Annotated in this window: 19 protein-coding genes; 6 read left to right on the top strand and 13 right to left on the bottom strand. The window is 72.2% G+C overall.

Features of this window, described 5'->3' with window-relative positions; all coding sequences use genetic code 11:
- Positions 1-136 precede the first annotated feature (136 nt).
- The gene (locus tag P4R38_RS17345; protein ID WP_277193263.1) at positions 137-676 is read right to left on the bottom strand and encodes a hypothetical protein; all 540 of its coding nucleotides are present in this window, start codon (positions 674-676) and stop codon (positions 137-139) included.
- A gap of 104 nt (positions 677-780) precedes the next feature.
- Complete coding sequence (locus tag P4R38_RS17340) at positions 781-1,419, bottom strand: LON peptidase substrate-binding domain-containing protein (RefSeq protein ID WP_275238940.1); 639 nt, start codon at positions 1,417-1,419, stop codon at positions 781-783.
- Between the two features lie 88 nt (positions 1,420-1,507).
- Between P4R38_RS17340 and P4R38_RS17335 the strand changes: the two genes are divergently transcribed.
- Positions 1,508-1,939 carry a VOC family protein gene (locus P4R38_RS17335; protein ID WP_275238939.1) on the top strand — a complete coding sequence of 144 codons (432 nt, stop codon included), beginning with the start codon at positions 1,508-1,510 and terminating at the stop codon, positions 1,937-1,939.
- Positions 1,940-1,942: 3 nt separating this feature from the next.
- Here P4R38_RS17335 and P4R38_RS17330 read toward each other — a convergent pair whose 3' ends face one another.
- The 7 genes from P4R38_RS17330 to P4R38_RS17300 form a co-directional block, all read right to left on the bottom strand.
- Positions 1,943-3,088 (bottom strand): zinc-binding dehydrogenase, encoded by a 1,146-nt coding sequence (locus P4R38_RS17330; protein WP_277193262.1) that lies wholly within the window; start codon positions 3,086-3,088, stop codon positions 1,943-1,945.
- Positions 3,085-4,077, bottom strand: coding sequence for a Gfo/Idh/MocA family protein (locus P4R38_RS17325; RefSeq protein WP_277193261.1), 993 nt, complete (start codon positions 4,075-4,077; stop codon positions 3,085-3,087). Before P4R38_RS17325 ends, P4R38_RS17330 begins: the two co-directional genes overlap by 4 nt.
- Positions 4,074-5,210, bottom strand: a complete 1,137-nt coding sequence (locus P4R38_RS17320) for a glycosyltransferase (RefSeq protein ID WP_277193260.1) — start codon at positions 5,208-5,210, stop codon at positions 4,074-4,076. The genes P4R38_RS17325 and P4R38_RS17320 overlap by 4 nt, the downstream gene beginning before the upstream one ends.
- Positions 5,207-6,226 carry a glucosyl-3-phosphoglycerate synthase gene (locus P4R38_RS17315; RefSeq protein WP_277193259.1) on the bottom strand — a complete coding sequence of 340 codons (1,020 nt, stop codon included), beginning with the start codon at positions 6,224-6,226 and terminating at the stop codon, positions 5,207-5,209. The genes P4R38_RS17320 and P4R38_RS17315 overlap by 4 nt, the downstream gene beginning before the upstream one ends.
- A 69-nt stretch (positions 6,227-6,295) precedes the next feature.
- Positions 6,296-6,979: a 4'-phosphopantetheinyl transferase family protein gene (locus tag P4R38_RS17310; RefSeq protein WP_277193258.1), complete on the bottom strand. Its 684-nt coding sequence runs from the start codon at positions 6,977-6,979 to the stop codon at positions 6,296-6,298.
- A gap of 10 nt (positions 6,980-6,989) precedes the next feature.
- Positions 6,990-7,859, bottom strand: a complete 870-nt coding sequence (locus tag P4R38_RS17305; protein ID WP_275238933.1) for an oxidoreductase — start codon at positions 7,857-7,859, stop codon at positions 6,990-6,992.
- Between the two features lie 119 nt (positions 7,860-7,978).
- Positions 7,979-8,923: a diacylglycerol/lipid kinase family protein gene (locus P4R38_RS17300; protein WP_275238932.1), complete on the bottom strand. Its 945-nt coding sequence runs from the start codon at positions 8,921-8,923 to the stop codon at positions 7,979-7,981.
- A 143-nt stretch (positions 8,924-9,066) separates the two neighbouring features.
- Between P4R38_RS17300 and P4R38_RS17295 the strand changes: the two genes are divergently transcribed.
- The gene (locus tag P4R38_RS17295) at positions 9,067-9,774 is read left to right on the top strand and encodes a DUF1206 domain-containing protein (RefSeq protein ID WP_346770769.1); all 708 of its coding nucleotides are present in this window, start codon (positions 9,067-9,069) and stop codon (positions 9,772-9,774) included.
- Here P4R38_RS17295 and P4R38_RS17290 read toward each other — a convergent pair.
- Entirely contained in the window at positions 9,759-10,487 is a 729-nt protein-coding gene (locus P4R38_RS17290; RefSeq protein WP_277193256.1) for a phosphatase PAP2 family protein, read from the bottom strand. The genes P4R38_RS17295 and P4R38_RS17290 overlap by 16 nt on opposite strands.
- Positions 10,487-11,227, bottom strand: a complete 741-nt coding sequence (locus tag P4R38_RS17285; RefSeq protein ID WP_277193255.1) for a phosphatase PAP2 family protein — start codon at positions 11,225-11,227, stop codon at positions 10,487-10,489. The genes P4R38_RS17290 and P4R38_RS17285 overlap by 1 nt, the downstream gene beginning before the upstream one ends.
- Before the next feature lie 239 nt (positions 11,228-11,466).
- Between P4R38_RS17285 and P4R38_RS17280 the strand changes: the two genes are divergently transcribed.
- Entirely contained in the window at positions 11,467-12,675 is a 1,209-nt protein-coding gene (locus tag P4R38_RS17280; protein ID WP_277193254.1) for a TerC family protein, read from the top strand.
- 9 nt (positions 12,676-12,684) lie between these two features.
- Here the strand turns inward: P4R38_RS17280 and P4R38_RS17275 are convergent, their stop codons facing one another.
- Both P4R38_RS17275 and P4R38_RS17270 read right to left on the bottom strand, forming a co-directional pair.
- A complete protein-coding gene (locus P4R38_RS17275) occupies positions 12,685-13,155 on the bottom strand; it encodes an iron chaperone (protein WP_277193253.1) in 471 nt (156 codons plus the stop codon).
- A gap of 154 nt (positions 13,156-13,309) precedes the next feature.
- The gene (locus P4R38_RS17270; protein WP_277193252.1) at positions 13,310-14,008 is read right to left on the bottom strand and encodes a hypothetical protein; all 699 of its coding nucleotides are present in this window, start codon (positions 14,006-14,008) and stop codon (positions 13,310-13,312) included.
- Positions 14,009-14,338: 330 nt separating this feature from the next.
- Here P4R38_RS17270 and P4R38_RS17265 point away from each other — a divergent pair, with 330 nt between their 5' ends.
- The 3 genes from P4R38_RS17265 to P4R38_RS17255 all read left to right on the top strand — a co-directional run.
- A complete protein-coding gene (locus P4R38_RS17265) occupies positions 14,339-17,530 on the top strand; it encodes an ATP-binding protein (protein WP_277193251.1) in 3,192 nt (1,063 codons plus the stop codon).
- The gene (locus P4R38_RS17260) at positions 17,530-17,949 is read left to right on the top strand and encodes a roadblock/LC7 domain-containing protein (protein WP_275238924.1); all 420 of its coding nucleotides are present in this window, start codon (positions 17,530-17,532) and stop codon (positions 17,947-17,949) included. Before P4R38_RS17265 ends, P4R38_RS17260 begins: the two co-directional genes overlap by 1 nt.
- 3 nt (positions 17,950-17,952) lie before the next feature.
- The coding region (locus tag P4R38_RS17255) for a DUF742 domain-containing protein (RefSeq protein WP_277193250.1) at positions 17,953-18,200 on the top strand (248 nt) is incomplete at its 3' end.

The raw sequence follows: 18,200 nt of genomic DNA, 5'->3' as shown, positions 1-18,200 counted from the left end.
CGAGGGACGTGCCATGACTTCATCCTCCAGTAATGAAGTCTCCGGACATCCCGGGGCGGTTCAGTACGGCGCTGGCATGAAACACGGCTCGGCTCACGGGGGCTAGACGAAGACGGTCAGCGGCCGTCGTCGCGACTCAGTCCCACAGCGTCAGCTGTCCCTCATCGAGCGGACTAACGCCGGCCGCGAGGGTGCGACGCAGGTCGCCGCCGGCGAGCAGCGTCGCGCAGATTGCCGGTGCCCTCCCGTACGGGCCGCGCACGTCCCGCAGAGGTGAGCGCGGGTGCCAGCGGCGCCTCAGCCAGTCGTCGAGGTTCTGCCCGTTGCTGCTCGGCCGCAGGTGGTCGGGTCGCTGGCACAGCGGTTCGTCGCACTGGTGCGCCAGGCTCGCCGCCGCCGTTAGTGCCGGCGGGCCGTGAGCGATGGCGTAGCCGAAGCGGTGCGCGATGAGGACGACGTCCTGACGGGTGCCGTCCGGGTGTCGCCGGCGGGCGACCCAGAACCGGCCGTGGCCGTGCCGGTGCAGCGCACCGGTCCAGTACCAGCAGCCGTCGGTGCGGACCACCTTCGCCTCGTACCGGGCTCGCACGCCCGGGTCGGTCACGGCGTACTCCAGGAGGACGTCGCGGCTCACCTGGCCCGCGACGCCGCTGTGGTGCAGATCGCAGTGCGACACTACGTCGCTGAGTCGGACAGCCCCGGGTGGGCGCAGACCACCTCGGCCGGACTCTGACCGAACCGGCGAAGGGCAGCGTCGCGAGGTTCGGCGGTTGTCCGAGATCAGTTGAGGTTGAAGGGTTCTCGCCGTGGTCGGCCTGCGGCGTGCAGGGTGCTCGCGAGCTCGCGTTCGCGCCGCAGCAGGTAGAGCGCGTGGCGCAGCCGCTCCTCGGTGCTCGACCGTTCCAGCAGCCGTTGACGGTCGGCGAGGTCCAGGTCCATCAGGTCCGGCAGCGCCCACGACAACGCGCGCGCCTCCTGCGGCAGGTCGTCCTCGTCGCCGCCCATCTCGGTGATCTCGGCGCGCAGCCGGTCGGCGAGCGCCGCCACCGTGGTTGCGTCGCCGTCGTCGTCCGGGAGCCAGCGGACCAGGCCGGTGGCGTACGGCGTGGTGGCGGTGTCGTCGAGCGCGTCGAGGTGGAACCGGTCGGCGCCCTCGACCACGGTGAGCAGACGGTTGTCGGCGAGGACGGCCGCTCGCCGGATGACGGCGGTGCAGCCGACGTCGTACAGGGACCGGATGCGGTCGGTGCCGACCTCGTTGCCCTCGCGGATGGCGACCACCCCGAACCGGGGGACCTCGACCTCGGGCTGCACCAGGTCGCGCACCATGGCCAGGTAGCGGGTCTCGAAGATCTGCAGCGGAAGCCGTTCACCGGGCAGGAGCGCGGTGCTCAACGGGAAGAGCGGCAACGACGCCATGCCTCATCGTACGGCGGGTTCGCTGCTGCGTGACCTGGGTAACCATGCCAGGACGCCGGTCCGCATCGGCGCGGAAGGAGACGCAGACATGGCCATCGTCACGAGCAACGGGCTGGCGCACGTCCGGCTCACGGTCACCGACATCGCCCGGTCCAAGGCGTTCTACGACCAGGTGTTCGGCTGGCCGGTCGCCGCGGACGAGTCCGGAGCGGTCGACGAGCCAGGTGTCAGGGACTCGCGCGAGCGGTTCTACGGCGGGACGGTCTACCAGACCCCACAGGGCACCCTCTTCGGCCTGCGGCCGGTCGGTGCGGACGGCTTCGACCCCGACCGGACCGGGCTCGACCACGTCAGCTTCACCGTCTCCTCCCGGGACGAGCTCGAGGCGGCGGCGCAGCGCTTCGACGAGGCGGGGATCGAGCACGGCGACGTCACCGACCTGGACGACGTCGGGCTTGCCATCCTGTCCTTCCAGGACCCCGACGACATCAACATCGAGCTGACCGCGCCGTTGTCGTAGCGCTCAGCCGTCGCTCGGCTCGTCGACCGTGAAGACGGCCGAGACGACGTGCCGGCGGTGTGCTGCGACATCCGCGAGCAGCGCCGGGGCGTCGGCGAGGTCCACGACGTCGGTGACCAGGTGCCGGCGGACGTCGTCGCCGCGCGACTGCAGCAGACGCAGCGTCTCCGCGGACAGCCGCCGCCGGTCCCAGCCGAACGACTGGCCCCGCGGCACCCGCCCGATCTGCGCACTGAGCAGGCGCAGCCCGTTGTGGTGGAATTCCTCGCCGAGCCGCACCTCGTCGGCGGCGTCGGTGTAGAACGCGAGGTCGACGACAGCCCCCTGCGGACGGACGGCCCGCAACGCGGTGGCCAGTGCGAACGGCCGGCCGCGGCACTGGAACGCCACGTCCGCTCCGTGGTCGCCCGGCCCGTGCCGCCACCGGGTCTTCACGGCCAGGGCCGCGTCATCGTCCGCGTCCAGCACCCAGAACCCGAGCGCCTCCGCGACCGCCGCCCGCCGCGGGTCCGCCTCGACGACGGCGACCTCGTCCGCGCCGAGCTCGGCCGCGAACAGCGCGGTGAGCAGGCCGATCAGCCCGCCGCCGGTGACCAGCACCCGCCGTCCCGCGACGCCTTGGCCGAGTGACGTCACCTCCGGCACGACGTCGGACGCCGCGTGCAGCAGCCCGTTCGCACAGATCGGCCCGAGGTGGGCGACGTACGTTCCGAGCACCGGGTCCAGATCGTCCGGCAGCGGGACGACGTGCTCGCGGACGGGGTCGCTCACGTGCGCGGTCGCGTGACCGTAGGGGCTCGCGACCAGCTCGCCGACCCGGTACGCGGGCGTCCGGCTCTCCGCGACGCGCGCGACCTCCATGTACCCCAGCCGCGTCACCGGGTACGCCGGCTGGCCGGGGCGCGGGACGAACAGACCCAGCTCCGGATCGAGCTCGGCGTGCAGGCCGGGGTGGTCGCCCTTGACGAAGGTCAGCTCGGTCCCGGCCGACAGCCCGGTGGCGACGGTCTCCAGCAGCAGCCCGCCGTCGGGCACGTCGGGCAGCTCCTCCTCGACGAGCTCGACCCGCCCCGGCGCCTGGACGACGAGGTTGCGCCGCGTCCGGACCGGGCGTCGGCTGTCAACTGCCGTCTCGGTGGTCCGGGTCATCGCGCCGCCTCGACCGCGCTGCCGAGCAGGACCGGCACACCCGTACGGGCGGATTCGGTGACGGCACAGGCGAGCCGGTGGCTCTCGAGCGCCTCGGCGTACGGCGCGCTCGTCCGTTCCCGTTCGCCGCGCACCACCTCGACGAACTCACGGTCGACGGCGACCTTCGGGTCCTCGGTGGGCCGCCGCTCGCGCCGGGTCTCGCCGTCGTCGACGACCAGCCCGGCCTCGGACAGCTCCAGCACGAGCCCGGGCGAGGTCACGTCCAGCGCCGCCCGACGCTTGGCCCGCAGCAGCGACGTCGCGGTCAGCGTGGCGACCGCGCCGGACCCGAACCGCAGCGTCGCGACGGTGACGTCGTCGATGTCGCCCCGGTCGACGTCGCCGCCCGGGTCGTCCGCGCGACGGGCGCCGGCGGCGTACACCTCGACGGCCTCGCCGAGGAGCAGCCGGGCCAGGTCGATCACGTGGGTGAGCTGCTCGACGACCTGGCCGCCCGAGCGGTCGGCGCGCGACCACCACGGGACGGGCGGCCGCTTGTCCAGCCAGTACCCGGCGGCGAGCAACGGCGGCGACGCGGCCAGCAGGTCCTGCGCCTCGGGCAGCACGTCGAGGCAGCGCCAGTGGTAGCCCGTCCCGGTCGCCACGCGCGCGTCGGCCACCAGCGCGGCGAGCTCCTCGCCGGTGGCCAGGTCAGCGGCGACCGGCTTCTCGACGAACATCGGCAGCCCACGCGCCAGCACCGCCCGCTCCGGCTCGCCGTGCGCGAACGGCGGCACGCACACGTACGCGGCGTCCACCGGCTGGGCGTCCAGGGCCGCGCCCGCGTCGGTGAAGGCGGTCGCGCCGCACTCGGCCGCCAGGGCCTCGGCGGCCGACCGCACCGGGTCCGAGACGGCCACCACCTGTACATCGTCGAGTCCGTGCAGCACCTCGGCGTGGCGGCGTGCCACGCCACCGGCACCCAGCAGTGCGATCCGGGTCGTCACGTCCGAGCCTCCTCGATCATGCGTTCGTACAGGTCGATGTAGCGCTGGGCCATGGCCGCCGGAGTCCAGTCCGCGGTGGACGCGCGGCAGGCCGCCGGATCGAGCGCGTCGATGAGGTCCAGGTGCTCGGCCAGAGCCGCCTCGTCGTCGACCAGGTAGCCGGTCACGCCGTGCCGGACCAGCGAGGGCAGCACGCCCAGCGACGTCGCCACCACGGGGACACCACGACCGAGCGCCTCCACGACGCCCGTGGCGCCCGGCTCGGCCCACCGGTTCGGCGCGAGCAGCACCCGCGCGGACTGCAGCAGCTCTTCCTTGGCGCGACCGCTCACGCCGCCGATCCACCGCCGCTGCGTCCCGTCCAGCAGCGGCGCGACCTCGTCGACGAAGAACCGGACGTCCGCGTGCTGCTCCAGCTGTGGGTCGCTTTCGGCCAGGCGGCGACGCAGCTCGTCCGGGTCGTCGATGCCGGCCACCGGCCCGGCCAGCACGAGTGGAACCCCGGCTCGCGCACAGGCCCGAGCGACCACGTCCTGACCCTTGTCGCGGGTGATCCGGGCGAGGACCAGCGCGTGGTCGCCCTTGTCGACGGTGATGTCCGGCGGCGGCGGCACCGCGAGCGGGACGACGCCGATCGTCTGCTCCCGCAACCGGTCCGGCGCGCGGTCCAGCTGGGACTGCGACACCGCCGCGAACGCCACCCGACCGCCGCCGTCGAACGAGGAGTAGAAGTCGGCGTGCTTGCGCAGGTCCCAGTGCAACGTCTGCAGCGTCGGCGGTGCGTCCCGCCCCATCGCGCCGAGCACCGCGGGACCGACGACCTCCAGGTGGTCGTGCACGACGTCCACCTCGGGGTGGTCGCGCAGCCACGAGACGACGCCGTGCATGTGCGCGTGTGCGACGCCGGACGTCCGGTTGTACGGGGCGGCGATGAGCGGGAAGCGCGGCTCGCTCACCGGCCGGACGTACGCCTCGGCCTCGACGCCCGGCTCACCCACGGTCGCCAGCACCACGCGCACCCCGGTCCGCCGCAGCTCGGGGACGAGCGTCGCGACGACGGTCTCGATCCCGCCGTACCCGGTGGGCGGTACGGGCAGCCACGGCCCCGCGTTGACCAGGACGGTCAGGCTCATGCGCCCTCCATGGCCAGGCGCCGGCGGTACTCGGGGACGTCGGCCATTGGCGGTCGCTCGGACACCGCGATGTCGTGGTCGTGCGGCACGAAGAACGCTCCCTCGCGGGCGAACTGGGTGACCACCGTCTCGGGCTCGTCGGTCATCAGCGCCCGCCCGTGCCGGTGCATCCGCGACAGCATCGCCAGGTGCACCTGCGCGGCCATCCGCCCGAGCGCCGCGTCGTCGGAGTTGCGGTGCTGGCGGCGGCCGAGGTCGACCTGGGCCATCACGTCCAGCCCGAACTCCTCGACCACGTCGATCAGCATCCCGATCTCCACGCCGTACCCCGACAGGAACGGGATCTGCTCCAGCACGCTGCGGCGCGCGGCGTACTCACCGGCGAGCGGCTGGACGAAGCCGGCGAGCGCGGGCCAGTGCAGGTTCAGCAGCGGGCGCGCGACCAGCTCGGTCACCCGGCCGCCACCGGCGGGCATCAGCACCTCACCGTTGCCCAGCGGCCGGTCGTAGAACGCCTTGACGAACCCCACGCCCGGGTCGGTCAGCAGCGGCCCGAGCAGGCCGACCACGAACTGCTCATCGAAGTCGCGCAGGTCGGCGTCGACGAACGCCACGATGCTGCCCTCCGTGACCAGGAGCGACTTCCACAGGGCCTCGCCCTTGCCCGGGACGTCCGTCAGCCGAGGGAGCACCGAGCACTGCTGGACCACGGACGCGCCGGCCCGCGCGGCCACCTCCGCGGTCGCGTCGACCGACCCCGAGTCGACGACGACGATCTCGTCGATCAGCGGCACGACCTCCATGAGCTCACGGCGCAGCGCCGTGACGATGGCGCCGACCGTCGCCTCCTCGTCCTTGGCGGGCAGCACCACGCTGATCCGTTCGGATCCCTTGAGCCGGACGAGCTCGGAGCGGGACCAGTCGGAGCCTGCGGATGTTCTTCGGTCGAACCACGTCTTCACGAACGGCTGCACGGAGTCCTCCTCCACGGCAGGACGCCCGCGGCCGGGCGTCATGGTCTGCGCCGTACGTACCCCGAACCGGTCCGGTCAACCGGATCTGGCCCCTGACCTGCGACGACGCGGTCAGCCCACCGTCCGGTCGGTCGGCGTCGCGAGCGCGAGCCCGACGACGACGAGGCCCTCCTCGACCACCCACCGACCCTCGAGCGGCCCCGGGGCCGGCGGGGCACCGGGCACAGGCTCGCCCCGGAAGGTCCCGTTCCGGCCGATCCGGACGCGCATCTCGGTGAAGTCCCGCCACAGACCGTCGACGGGACTGCACGCCTTGTAGATCGCCTCCTTGGCGCCGAACAGCAGGCGGTCCCAGGCGACCGACGACCCCAGTGAGCGCAGCATCGCCCGTTCCTCGGGCAGGGCGACGAGGTCGAGCACGCCGGGTGGGAGCACGTCGTGGGGCTCGGCGTCGATGCCGACACTCAGCACCTGGGTCGCCCGGGCGAGGGCGGCCCCGCAGAACCCGTCGCAGTGCGTGAGGCTCCCGACGAGACCGGCCGGCCACCGGGGAGCGCCCCGGTGGCCGGCCGGCACGGGAACGGGCTCGACCCCGATCGCCACCATCGCCTGCCGGGCGCAGCGCCTGGCGGTGGCGAACTCCCGGCGGCGCTTCGTCACGGCCGCGGCGACCAGGCGCTCTTCGTCCCCGACCAGCGTCGAGCCCACCTCGTCGTCGCCGACGAGGTCGTACGTCTCGGCGGTGAGGACGGACGAGGGGAGCACCCGGCTCAGCAGCGGCCTCCGCTGGTGCACGCGAGCGGACTCAGCCCAGACCGTTCAGCTCCTGCAGGTCCGCGGGCTCGAGGCGGACCTCGCCCACGGCGGTGTTCTCCTCCAGGTGCGCGACCGACGAGGTGCCCGGGATGAGCAGGATGTTGTCGGCGCGGTCGAGCAGCCAGGCCAGGCCCACCTGCGACGGGGTGACGCCGCGCCGCTCGGCCACCGCCTGCACCGTGGCGTTCTCGGTCACCTTCGGCATGTCGGGGAAGGCGGACCCGAGCGGGAAGAACGGCACGTACGCCACGCCGCGCTCGCGGCACAGCCCCAGGGTCGCGTCGTCGTCCCGGTGCAGCAGGTTGTACGCGTTCTGGATGCAGACCGCGCCGGCCTCGATGGCGGTCGCGGCCTGCTCGGCGGTGACGTTGCTGGCGCCGAACGCCTCCAGCGCCCCCTCGTCGACCAGCTCCTGCATGGCGGCGAGCTGGTCCTCCAACGGGCAGTAGTCGCCCTCGGCCATCTCGGCGCGCGGCATGACACGCAGGTTGACCACCGGCAGCCGGTCGACGCCGAGGGTCTGCAGGTTCTCGTGGACGGCGGACCTGAGCTGGTCGGGGTGCTGCGCGGGCAGCCAGCCCCCCTTGTCGTCGCGGCGGGCGCCGACCTTGGAGACCAGCACGAGGTCGTCGGAGTAGGGGTGCAGCGCCTCGTGGATGAGCTCGTTGCTGACGTTCGGCCCGTAGAACTGAGAGGTGTCGATGTGGTTCACGCCGAGCTCGACGGCGCGCTGCAGAACCCGCACCGCCTCGTCGTGGTCGCGCGGGGGACCGAAGACGCCAGGGCCGGGCAGCTGCATCGCACCGAAGCCGACCCGTCGCACGGAGTGGCCGGCGAGGGAGAACGTGTCAGTCGTCATGCCGCCATGACACCACGTCCCCGTCCGTGGCCGGTTGCCTCCGGGATCAGCAGATGTCCGGAGGGCGAGGCCTGGGTGTGTGCCGGAGCCGCGGCGCAACGCCGTCGCACCGAGCTGCGTCAGCTGCTGACGCGCACCACGAGGACGCCCGGCTCGAGGACGAAGCGCACCCGGCTCGCCTCCTCCAGGACGTCTCCGTCGACTTCGACCCGCTGCGCCGGCTCGACCTCGACGACGACGTCGCGGGCCTGACGACGCTCGATCGACGGGCCGTCGTCGGTCTTGCCTCGCAGCACGGTGGAGGCGACGCCCACCCACTGCGCGAGGCTCTCCGGCGTGATGGTCGCGACGTCGAGGAGCCCGTCGTCGATGACGGCCTCCGGCAGGAGCTCGAGCCCTCCGGTGAGGGTGCCGCAGTTGCCGACGAGCACCGTCCGCGCCGTGACGGGCTCCGACGGCATGCCGTCGAGCGAGGCGGTCAGCTTGAAGCCGTCGGCGCGGAGGTTCTTGCTGCCGGAGACGACGTATGCCGCCCACCCCACCGTGTTCTTCAGCCCCTCGGGTGCGTCGTCCATGATCGCGGCGTCGAACCCCAGGCCGGCCATCACGGTGAACAGGTGGGCGTTGTCGGGCCGGTCCGCGGCCGGGGTCGGCGCGGCCAGCTGCTCCGACGTGGGGTCGAGGAGGAGCCAGCCGGCGTCGATCCTGCGCTCGCACCCGGTGAGGGCGATCCGCACGGCGTCACCGAGGTCGTCCACGGGGGCGCCGACGTTGCGGGCGAGGAGGTTGCCGGTGCCACCGGGCAGCAGTCCGAGCGGTGTGTCCGTGCCGGCGAGGACCTGCGCGACCGCCCGGACGGTCCCGTCGCCACCCAGGGCGCAGACGAGGTCCGCCCCGTGCTCCAGCGCCTCGCGGGTCTGACCGAACCCCGGATCGTCCTCCGAGGTCTCGATGAATGTCGGCGCCTCGGCACCGGCCGCGTGGGCTGCGTCGCAGACCTCGCGGCGCACCGCGTCGAGGTCGTCGAACTTGATCGGGTTGACGATGACGAAGGCTCCTGGCACCCGCCGACCGTACAGCGACAACGGCCATCTGACCTGCGGTTTTGTGGCAGTCTGACGCGGTGAACACAGCGGACGTCCAGACGGCAGCTCACAAGGCCGGAAACTCGTGGGTCGTGGAGAACGGGGCGCGTGTCGGCTACGCCATGAGCGGGCTCCTCCACCTCCTCATCGCCTACATCGCGCTGAAGGTGGCGTGGACCGCCGGCGGCGGCAGCGCCGACCAGTCGGGTGCCCTCGCCACCCTCGCCAACAGCACGGGCGGACCGTTCGTCCTCTGGCTCGCGGTCGTCGGCTTCGTCCTGCTCGCCGTCTGGCAGCTCACCGAGGCCGTCTCCGGAGCCCACGGGGCCGAGGCGAGCGACCGCGCCAAGAACGTCGGCAAGATGGTCGTGTATGCCGTCCTCGCCTGGACCGCGCTGACGTTCGCCACGGGCTCGTCCACCTCGAGCGAGGGCCAGACCAAGGACTTCACCGCCGGCCTGATGCAGCAGACCGGCGGCCGCGTCCTCGTCGGCGCCATCGGGCTCGGCGTCATCGGAGTCGCCGGCTACCACGTCTACAAGGGCTGGAAGAAGAAGTTCCTCGAGGACCTGCGTGAGCACCCCGGCAGCTGGGCCGTGCACGCCGGACGCTTCGGCTACATCGCCAAGGGCGCGGCCCTGGCCGTCGTCGGCGCCCTCTTCCTCGTCGCCGCCGTCCACAAGGCGCCGTCGGAGGCCACCGGTCTCGACGGTGGCCTCCGGACGCTGCGTGAGGCGCCGGCCGGAAGCATCCTCCTCACGCTCGTCGCGCTCGGCCTCGCGGCCTACGGGATCTACTCGTTCGCGCGGGCCCGCTACGCGCGGGTCTGAGCGACCACCCTTTCGCCGGCCTTGTCACCGGCGCGGTCACGGCGGAGGTAGCCCCACGCGAGGAGGGCGCTGAGGATGCCGTTGACCGCGCCCATGGCGACGTCGCTCGGGTGGTGCATGCCGCGGTAGAGGCGGGCGTAGCCGACGAGGACGGGTGCGATGGCGCACAGCACCATGACGATCCTGCGCAGCACCGGGTTCGAGATGCGGGTGGCCATGAGGACGAACGAGACGTAGAGGGCGGTCGACGCGCCCTGGTGCCCGCTGGGGTAGCTCGACGTCGGCGGGGCCGGGTCGAGGTGGGTCACCTCAGGGCGAGGCCGGCCGATGATGGCCGTGGCGATGACGAAGATCGTTGCCTGGAGCGAGATCGCGAGGATCGGCACCACGGCGTACCACCACTGCTTGGTCCGCCACCAGACGACCAGGGCCACGAGCACGGCGACGCCGATGACGTACTCGGTGTTGCCGATGTGGGACCAGAGCATCGTGATGGTGTCCCACGTCGAGGTGCGCCCACCGGCGAGGTCCTTGTTGACGCCCTCCTCTTCCACGCCGAACGACTTGAGGGGACCCACGAGGAGGAAGCCCACCGCGAGGATGAGGCCGAAGACGAGGAACCCGGGGGCGACGGCGCGGACGGCCATGTCCTTGAGGGCGGAGCCGACCGAGGGCTTGCTCGGGTCGTCCTCGTAGCGGGTGAGGAAGGGCATCAGGTGGGCTCCTTGGAGATGGCCGGGTTGTTGTCGTGGTGGTCGTGATCGTCATCGAGGGGGGCGGGGCGCCAGTCGACGTACCCGGCGTACGACGCGATGACGAGACCGGCGCCGAGCAGGACTCCGCCGGCCACGTCGGAGGGGAAGTGGACGCCGAGGAACACTCGGTCGAGGCACGTGACGACCACGAACAGGGAGGCCGCGGTGATCGCGAGAACCTTGGCCGCGGTGCGGTGCAGCAGCGGCCACAGGAGCAGGACGAGTGCCGTGGCGCCGATGGTCGCGTTGGCCGCGTGGCCGGAGGGGAAGGAGTAGCCGGGTGCGTGCGAGACCGGGTCCTCGACGACGGGCCGGGCGCGCTGCACGAGGTACTTGACGTCGAGCGCGACGTTCCACCCGATCATCATCGTGACGAAGGCCCAGAGTGCGCGGGTCGTGAGGTGCTTGGCGCGCCAGACCCAGAGGCAGACGAGGGTGGCGACGACGTAGACGACCGTGGGGCTGCTCAGGCGCTGCCAGGTGATGAGGAGGTCACGCAGGGTCCCGTTGGTTCGGGTGATGTCGGTGGCGGCCTTGATCGCGCCGTCGTCCGCGTCGATGAGTGGGTCGAACTTCGAGCGGATGAGGAAGGCGAGCGCCGTGACGACCAGGCCGACGACGAGGCCGTAGACGACGGCGCGACCGATGCGGCGGAACCGACCGTGGGGCACGGTTTCGGCGGCATCGGCGCTGGTCACCGCGCATGTCTACCAGACCGTCCGTCGTCGCCACGTCGTGAATGCTGTGACTCCGCGCCGCGTCGTCGTCGCCGCATCGTCCGGCGCCACGCACAGCAGCCGACGCGACCTCGTGCTCGGCCGGCGCAGGCAGCGGGAGACCGGCCGAAGGCGTCCAACGCGCACCCACCGGGCGCGAGTTCCCGGGCCCATCCGTGGGATCGTGAGCCTCACCGCCCAGGACGGAAACGAGAGTGACCATGGACGTTCCTGCCCATGTGTGGGTCCTGACCGTCGTCGGCATCATCGCGATGCTGGCGTACGACTTCTTCTTCCACACGCGCAAGGCCCACGTGCCGTCGCTGCGCGAGGCGACCCTGTGGTCGTCGCTCTACGTCGGCATCGCCGTGCTGTTCGGGCTCGGGGTGCTCGTCCTCGGCGGTGCGACAGCCGGCGGCGAGTACTTCGCCGGCTACATCACCGAGAAGGCGTTGTCGGTCGACAACCTCTTCGTCTTCCTCATCATCATGAGCAGCTTCCGGGTGCCGCGCGAGGACCAGCAGAAGGTGCTGCTGTTCGGGATCGTCTTCGCCCTGATCGCGCGGACCGTGTTCATCTTCATCGGCGCGGCGCTGATCAACCAGTTCGCCTGGGTCTTCTACTTCTTCGGGCTCATCCTGCTGCTCACCGCCGGGAACATGCTCAAGGGCGAGGTCGGCGAGGAGGACGCCCACGAGGACCAGAACATCATGGTCAAGCTCGCCAGGAAGCTCATCCACACCTCGGAGGAGTACGACGGCGACAAGCTGTTCACCCATGTCGACGGCAAGCGCGTGCTCACGCCGATGCTGCTGGTCATGGTCGCGATCGGGGGCACCGACATCCTGTTCGCGCTGGACTCGATCCCCGCGATCTTCGGCCTGACCCAGAGCACGTACATCGTCTTCACCGCCACGGCGTTCTCCCTGCTCGGGCTGCGTCAGCTGTTCTTCCTCATCGAGGGTCTGCTGGAGCGCCTGATCTACCTGTCGTACGGGCTCGCCGCGATCCTCGCGTTCATCGGGGTCAAGCTGATCCTGCACGCGCTGCACGAGAACAACGTGCCGTTCATCAACGACGGCGAGCACGTCAAGGTCGTCGAGATCAGCACCGCGCTGTCCCTGTCGGTGATCATCGGCATCCTCGTCGTCACCGTCGCGGCGTCGCTGCTGAGCAAGCGCGGCCGGGCGAAGACCGCGATCGGCAACGCCCGCCGGCACGTGCGCGACTACCTCGACCTCGACTACACCGCCGACGTCGCCGAGCGCGAGCGCATCTTCGGTCTGCTGATGAAGGAGGGCCAGCAGATCCGGGCGCTCGGGCCGAAGTACCGCGCGATGGCCCGGGACGAGACGAGCTTGATGGAGCAGATCGACGAGGCCCGCCGCCAGCACGACGAGCTGGTCGTCAAGCCCGCCCGCGGCGAGTGACGCCGCCGGTCACCGGCTCGCGGCCTGCTCGACGATCTTCTCCAGCCGCTTCACGTCGGCGTCGGTGAGGTCCGCGATCGCGTACTCGGTCGGCCAGACGTTGCCGTCGTCCAGCCGAGCGGTGTCGTTGAACCCGAACGTCGCGTAGCGGGCGCCGAACTTCTCGCCCGGCTTGAAGAAGCACAGCACCTTGCCGTCGCGGGCGTACGCCGGCATGCCGTACCAGGTCTTGGCGTCCAGGTCCGGGGCGACGGAGGTGACGACCGCGTGGATGCGTTCGGCGAGGGCGCGGTCGGCGTCGCCCATCTCGGCGATCTTGTCCAGGCAGGCCTGCGCCTCGTCGGCCTTCTTCTTCGCCCCGCGACCGCCGGCGCCCTTGAGCTCGGCTGCGCGCTCCTTCATCGCCGCGCGCTCGTCGGCGGTGAAGCCGGACGCCGTACCGCTCTTCTTGGCCGCGCTCTTCTTGGTGGTCTGCGCCATGGTGACTGCTCCTGTGCGAGTCGGGTGCCGCCGCCGGTGCGTCGGCGTTCGTCACGCTACTCAGCCAGGAGGGCCGGTCCTTCTCGATTCCTGATCGCTTCGCGGCGACCTGCCGTCGGCACCGCCGATGGGGTGGCGGTGCCGACGGGACGTGCTAGTGACCGTTGGTGACGCCGGTGACCGGGCAACCGCCGGCCAGCGGCGAGAGCAGCTGGCTGCTGTCGTAGTAGTGGTCCACCTCGAGGAGCTTGAGGTCGTCGCTGACCCGGGCCACGCTCATGCCGAACATCTCGACGAGCTCGCCGGTCGGCACCACACCGTGGTAGTCGCCGGTGAACTTGCCCCAGTGGCGCCAGCTGAACGAGATCGACGGCGGGCCGGAGAAGACCTCGAGCACCTCCCAGAAGAAGCCGCCCGGGAGGGCCGCGTGGAAGGTGTCGTGCGAGGACTCGAAGGAGTGGTCCTTGGAGTAGTACGGCGACTCGCCGATGAGCACGTTGTAGCTGCCCTGCTCCACGAGGTCCTGCGAGCTCGCCCAGGCGCCACCGTTGACCCGGGTGCGGAACTGGTCGGCCACCATCGAGACCCAGGTGGTCGGGTCGTTCTTGTGCGAGACCTCCATCTCGAAGACGCGGACGAGGTCCTCGACGATCTGCTCCAGCGAGCCGGCGGCGTGGTGCTGGGTCCGCTCGCGGGGGACGACCTCGTCGGTGAGGTGGTAGTTGGGCGTTTCACCGCGCCAGTGCTCCGCGAGAGCCGCGGTGACGACGGCCGCACGGCCCTGCAACCAGAGCGGATTGGCCTCGGCGGAGGGGTCGGTGGTCGGAGCGGTCTGCTCCTGAGACTCGGTCATGGGCGCGAGGGTATCCACTGGCGCCGATCCACGGGCGCGGGTTTGCCAGCCCTTTACGCTGCGTTCGAATCCCTATAGATCGTAACGCTTTTCAACTATCACGTTCATCGTGACGACGCCAGCCGGCAGTTGACCGTCCGGCCATTCTGCCCATACATTGCCGCTTGCTCTCGCCGGGAGGGCATCATCGTGGACGGCCGCGCGAGCGGTTCGACCGTCGCGGGCGCCCAGCCGCGACATCGACGATTGAGCCCAAGGGGTGGCTGAGCGCGTGATCTTCGGCTGTGGATCCACGGTTCGACCGTGCTGTGACGATGCGGGTCGGACGCGATGACGGACGTCCTGACGACCCAGACACCTTCGGCGACCCCGGAGCCGGAGCGGCCTGCTCCCGCTCCCCGCGTCCCGGCCGACGTCCCGCAGCGGTCCCGCGACCGGGCGCAGCGCGTCGCCGAGCGGCGCACCCGACAGCAGCAGCAGTGGTTCCGCCTCGCCGAGTGGCCCCTCATCCGGAAGATGGCCGTCATCCTCGCGCTGCCGGTGCTGCTCGCCTCGCTGTTCGGCGGCGTCCGCGTCGGTGACCAGCTGCGCGACGCCAGCCGGTTCACCACGCTGTCCTCGCAGGTGCGCGTCCTGCAGCCGGCGCTCGCCTACCTCGCCGCGGCCGGTGACGTGGCGGCTGCGCCGACCGGGTCCCGCAGCGCCGAGACGGCCCTGGACCGCGCCGACCGCGACCTGCGCCGGGCGATGGCCTCGGCCGACCTGTTCGACGGGCAGCGGACCGAGCTGGAGAACGCCGTCGCGACCGGCGCGGCGCTGCGCACCGACCGGGCGAGCCTGACCACCCAGCAGCGGCAGGAACGGGTCTACGCGATCGGCCGGAACCTCGCGAGCACGGTCAACCGGCTCGACAGCCGGGACCTGCCCAGCGGCCCGATGCGCATGGTGACCGGAGTCATCAGCGCCCAGCAGGCCCTCGCCGGTCAGCGCATCGCCCTCGGCACGAACCCGGCTCCGTCGGCGGAGACCGTCCGGAACATCGCCGACGAGGTCGGCCGGGAGGGCGCCGGCCTGGAGTCCGTGCCCGGTCCGGCGGGGCAGCGGCTGCGGGCGCTCAACCAGCAGCGGCGCGACCTGCCGATGTCCAGCCCGGCCTCGGACTGGCAGGGCAGCATCAACGCCTCGCGGCGGGCGTACGACGCGCTCGTGGTCGGTCTCGCGGCCAGCATCACCGCGACGACCTCGCAGCGGGCCATCGACGCCAAGGTCGACGCGCTGCAGTACTCCTCGGTCATCCTCGGCGCCCTGCTGGTCTCCCTGGTGCTGACGCTGGCCGTCGCCCGCCGGGTGATCCTGCCGATCCGGCAGGTGCGCGCGAGCGTCCTGCGCATCTCGCGGCGTGGCCTGCCGGACGCGGTGACGAGCATCCGCGCCGGCCAACCGGTCCCGGAGCCGGAGAAGGTGCCCGTCCACACCGGCGAGGAGACCGGGCAGCTGGCCCGAGCGGTCGACGACATGCACGAGCGCGCCCTCGCCCTGGCCGCCGAGCAGGCGCGGCTGCGGACCCAGGTCGGCGACATGTTCCAGACGCTCTCGCGCCGCAGCACCTCCCTGGTCAACCAGCAGCTGGCGCTCATCCAGTCGCTGGAGCGCGACGAGCAGGACCCGCGCCGGCTGGAGAGCCTGTTCCGGCTGGACCACCTCGCCACCCGGATGCGCCGCAACGGCGACAGCCTGCTGGTGCTGGCCGGCGCCACGACCCGGCGCCCGGGCTCGCGGAACATGCCGTTGTCGGACGCGGTGCGCGCCGCCCAGTCCGGTGTGCGCGACTACAGCCGGGTCCAGGTCGGCGAGGTGCCGGACCGGGCCGTGCCGGCGGCCGCCGTACCCGACCTCGTCCACCTGCTCGGCGAGCTGATCGACAACGCCCTGGCGTACTCGCCGCCGACCCGACCGGTCACGGTCGCCGGGATGCACGCCGTGGACGGCGGGATCCTCATCGAGATCGTCGACGCCGGCCTCGGCATGCGCGACGCGGACCTGGCCACGACCAACCACTCGCTGAACGCCGGTGGCGAGGTCTCCCCGGAGACGGCCAAGCAGATGGGCCTGTTCGTCGTCGGACGCCTCGCGCAGCGCCACGACATCGTCGTCCGGCTGCACCCCAACGTCGACGGCCAGGGCATGACCGCGTCGGTCTACCTGCCGTCCGCGGGGCTGATCGCCCCGGAGCGTCGGACGACGGCGGAGGACTCCACGACGTCCTCGTCGACCGAGCGCCCGGAGCTCCTCGCCGCGATCGGGCCGGACGCGGACCGGCCGGAGTCCACGACGGCGGAGGCGGCGCCGCGCCAGCTGTCGTCGGCCGGGCTGCCCAAGCGTCGCCCGGGCGCGAGCACGATCGAGCCGGCCGGAGTGCCGGAGCGGTCGGACGGCCCGATCCTTCGGGTGCTGCGGGTCGCCGACAACGATGACGAGGACGCGGAGGCGCCCGCCGAGGAGACCGACCGGGCTGTCGACCGGGGCGACGGCACCGCCGTGGCCGACCGGACCGCTGAGGCCGACTCCGCGCCGGCCGATCGGGCGGCCGAGGCCGACCCCACGTCGGCGGCTCCGGCCCAGCCCGGGACCCCGGGACCTGCCGTACGGCGTCGGCCGACCAACACCAAGGCGTTCTTCGGCGTCGCCCGCCAGCGGCCCGACCAGGAGCCGGGTGAGTCCACCTCCGAGCCGGGCGAGGCTCCGGACCGGCCCTCCCAGCGCCCGACCGAGCAGGCGACCGAGCGGCCGAACGTTCGGCCGATGGTGCGGAGTGCTGAACGGCCCGCCGAGCGCAACGGGCAACGCCCCGACGAGCGGAACGTGCAACGTCCGAACCAGAAGTCGGCGGGACGCCCCGGCGAGAGGGCGGTCGAACGCCGCCCCGCGCAGAAGGCGGCAGAACGCCCCCGAGCGCGGGGCGTGGAACGCCGTCCCGAGCCGGCCGCGGGACGCGCCGCCGAACGCCCGAGCGCGCCACCGTCGGCACCACCGACCGAGCGATCCACCGAACGCCGAGCCGAACGACCCGGCGAGCGGCCCGCGAGCGGGCCTGCGGACCGGCCGAAGGAGCAGGGGACGGCCATGCCCGACGACACACCCATCTTCGGCAGCATCCAGTCGCAATGGTTGAGCAACGAGTCGACCGGTGCGCGCTGGTCGAACGCTTCCGCCGAGGCCGGGTGGCAGGCGGCTGAACGGGTCACCGAGACCCCGACGGCCCGGCCGCGTACGGCGTCCGGGCTCCCCGTACGGACCCCCGGCGCGATGCTCGTCCCGGGCAGCAGTCCGAGCAGCCCGAACCGTGGCGGCCCACGACGCCGGCCGTCCGACCCGGCCGCGCTGCGCGACCGGCTCAACCGCTACCAGGACGGTGTCGACAAGGGGCGAGCCATGCCCCGACCGCAGGCCGGCGGCGACCCGCGTCGAGCCACGCCCCGACCCCAGGGCGAGGACACCACCACCGACTCGAGGGACGACTGATGCCCACACAGACCCACCCGAGCGCCGGCGGCGAGCTGGACTGGCTGGTCACGAACTTCGTCGACGACATCCCCGGCGCCACCCATGCCGTCCTGGTCTCCGCCGACGGTCTGCTGATGGCCGGCAGCGAGCGGCTCCCGGCCGACCGCGCCGAGCAGCTGGCCGCCGTGTGCTCCGGCCTGGTCAGTCTCGCCACGGGCGCCGCCGGGCTGTTCGACGGTGGCACGGTGCTGCAGTCGATCATCGAGATGGAGGTCGGCTTCCTCCTGCTGATGAGCGTCGGCGACGGCTCGCACCTGGGCGTCCTGACGAGCACGAGCGCCGACATCGGCCAGATCGGCTTCGAGATGTCCGCGCTCGCCACCCGGGTCGGCGCGGTGGTGCAGCCCGGCGCGCGGGTCGACCCCTCGCAGGTCTGACGGATGACCACCGGCGGCCTCCACCCGGACGACGACCCGGATGAGCCGGTCGTCGACGAGGTCCGCCCCTACGCCCTCACCGCCGGTCGCACCCGCGCCGTCGTCGAGCTGTCGTTGGAGACGCGACTGCTGATGGAGTCGGACGCCCGCACCCGCCGGCGCCCGACCGACCACCTGCTCGCGCACATCCTGGACGTGTGCGAGGCGACGCCGTCGGTGGCGGAGGTGTCGGCGAAGGTCGGCGCTCCGCT

The sequence above is a fragment of the Luteipulveratus flavus genome, from assembly GCF_029439465.1.
GTDB lineage: Bacteria > Actinomycetota > Actinomycetes > Actinomycetales > Dermatophilaceae > Luteipulveratus > Luteipulveratus flavus.
Note: the sequence above shows the minus strand (reverse complement) of the source record. Positions and strands in the feature narration are given on the sequence as shown.

Coding starts and splice junctions, on each gene's coding strand:
- P4R38_RS17265 (WP_277193251.1), top strand. CDS start 14,339: ATGACGGACGTCCTGACGACCCAGACACCTTCGGCGACCCCGGAGCCG.
- P4R38_RS17275 (WP_277193253.1), bottom strand. CDS start 13,155: ATGGCGCAGACCACCAAGAAGAGCGCGGCCAAGAAGAGCGGTACGGCG.
- P4R38_RS17270 (WP_277193252.1), bottom strand. CDS start 14,008: ATGACCGAGTCTCAGGAGCAGACCGCTCCGACCACCGACCCCTCCGCC.
- P4R38_RS17315 (WP_277193259.1), bottom strand. CDS start 6,226: ATGACGCCCGGCCGCGGGCGTCCTGCCGTGGAGGAGGACTCCGTGCAG.
- P4R38_RS17295 (WP_346770769.1), top strand. CDS start 9,067: ATGAGCGGGCTCCTCCACCTCCTCATCGCCTACATCGCGCTGAAGGTG.
- P4R38_RS17260 (WP_275238924.1), top strand. CDS start 17,530: ATGCCCACACAGACCCACCCGAGCGCCGGCGGCGAGCTGGACTGGCTG.
- P4R38_RS17335 (WP_275238939.1), top strand. CDS start 1,508: ATGGCCATCGTCACGAGCAACGGGCTGGCGCACGTCCGGCTCACGGTC.
- P4R38_RS17305 (WP_275238933.1), bottom strand. CDS start 7,859: ATGACGACTGACACGTTCTCCCTCGCCGGCCACTCCGTGCGACGGGTC.
- P4R38_RS17290 (WP_277193256.1), bottom strand. CDS start 10,487: ATGCCCTTCCTCACCCGCTACGAGGACGACCCGAGCAAGCCCTCGGTC.
- P4R38_RS17320 (WP_277193260.1), bottom strand. CDS start 5,210: ATGAGCCTGACCGTCCTGGTCAACGCGGGGCCGTGGCTGCCCGTACCG.
- P4R38_RS17330 (WP_277193262.1), bottom strand. CDS start 3,088: ATGACCCGGACCACCGAGACGGCAGTTGACAGCCGACGCCCGGTCCGG.
- P4R38_RS17280 (WP_277193254.1), top strand. CDS start 11,467: ATGGACGTTCCTGCCCATGTGTGGGTCCTGACCGTCGTCGGCATCATC.
- P4R38_RS17340 (WP_275238940.1), bottom strand. CDS start 1,419: ATGGCGTCGTTGCCGCTCTTCCCGTTGAGCACCGCGCTCCTGCCCGGT.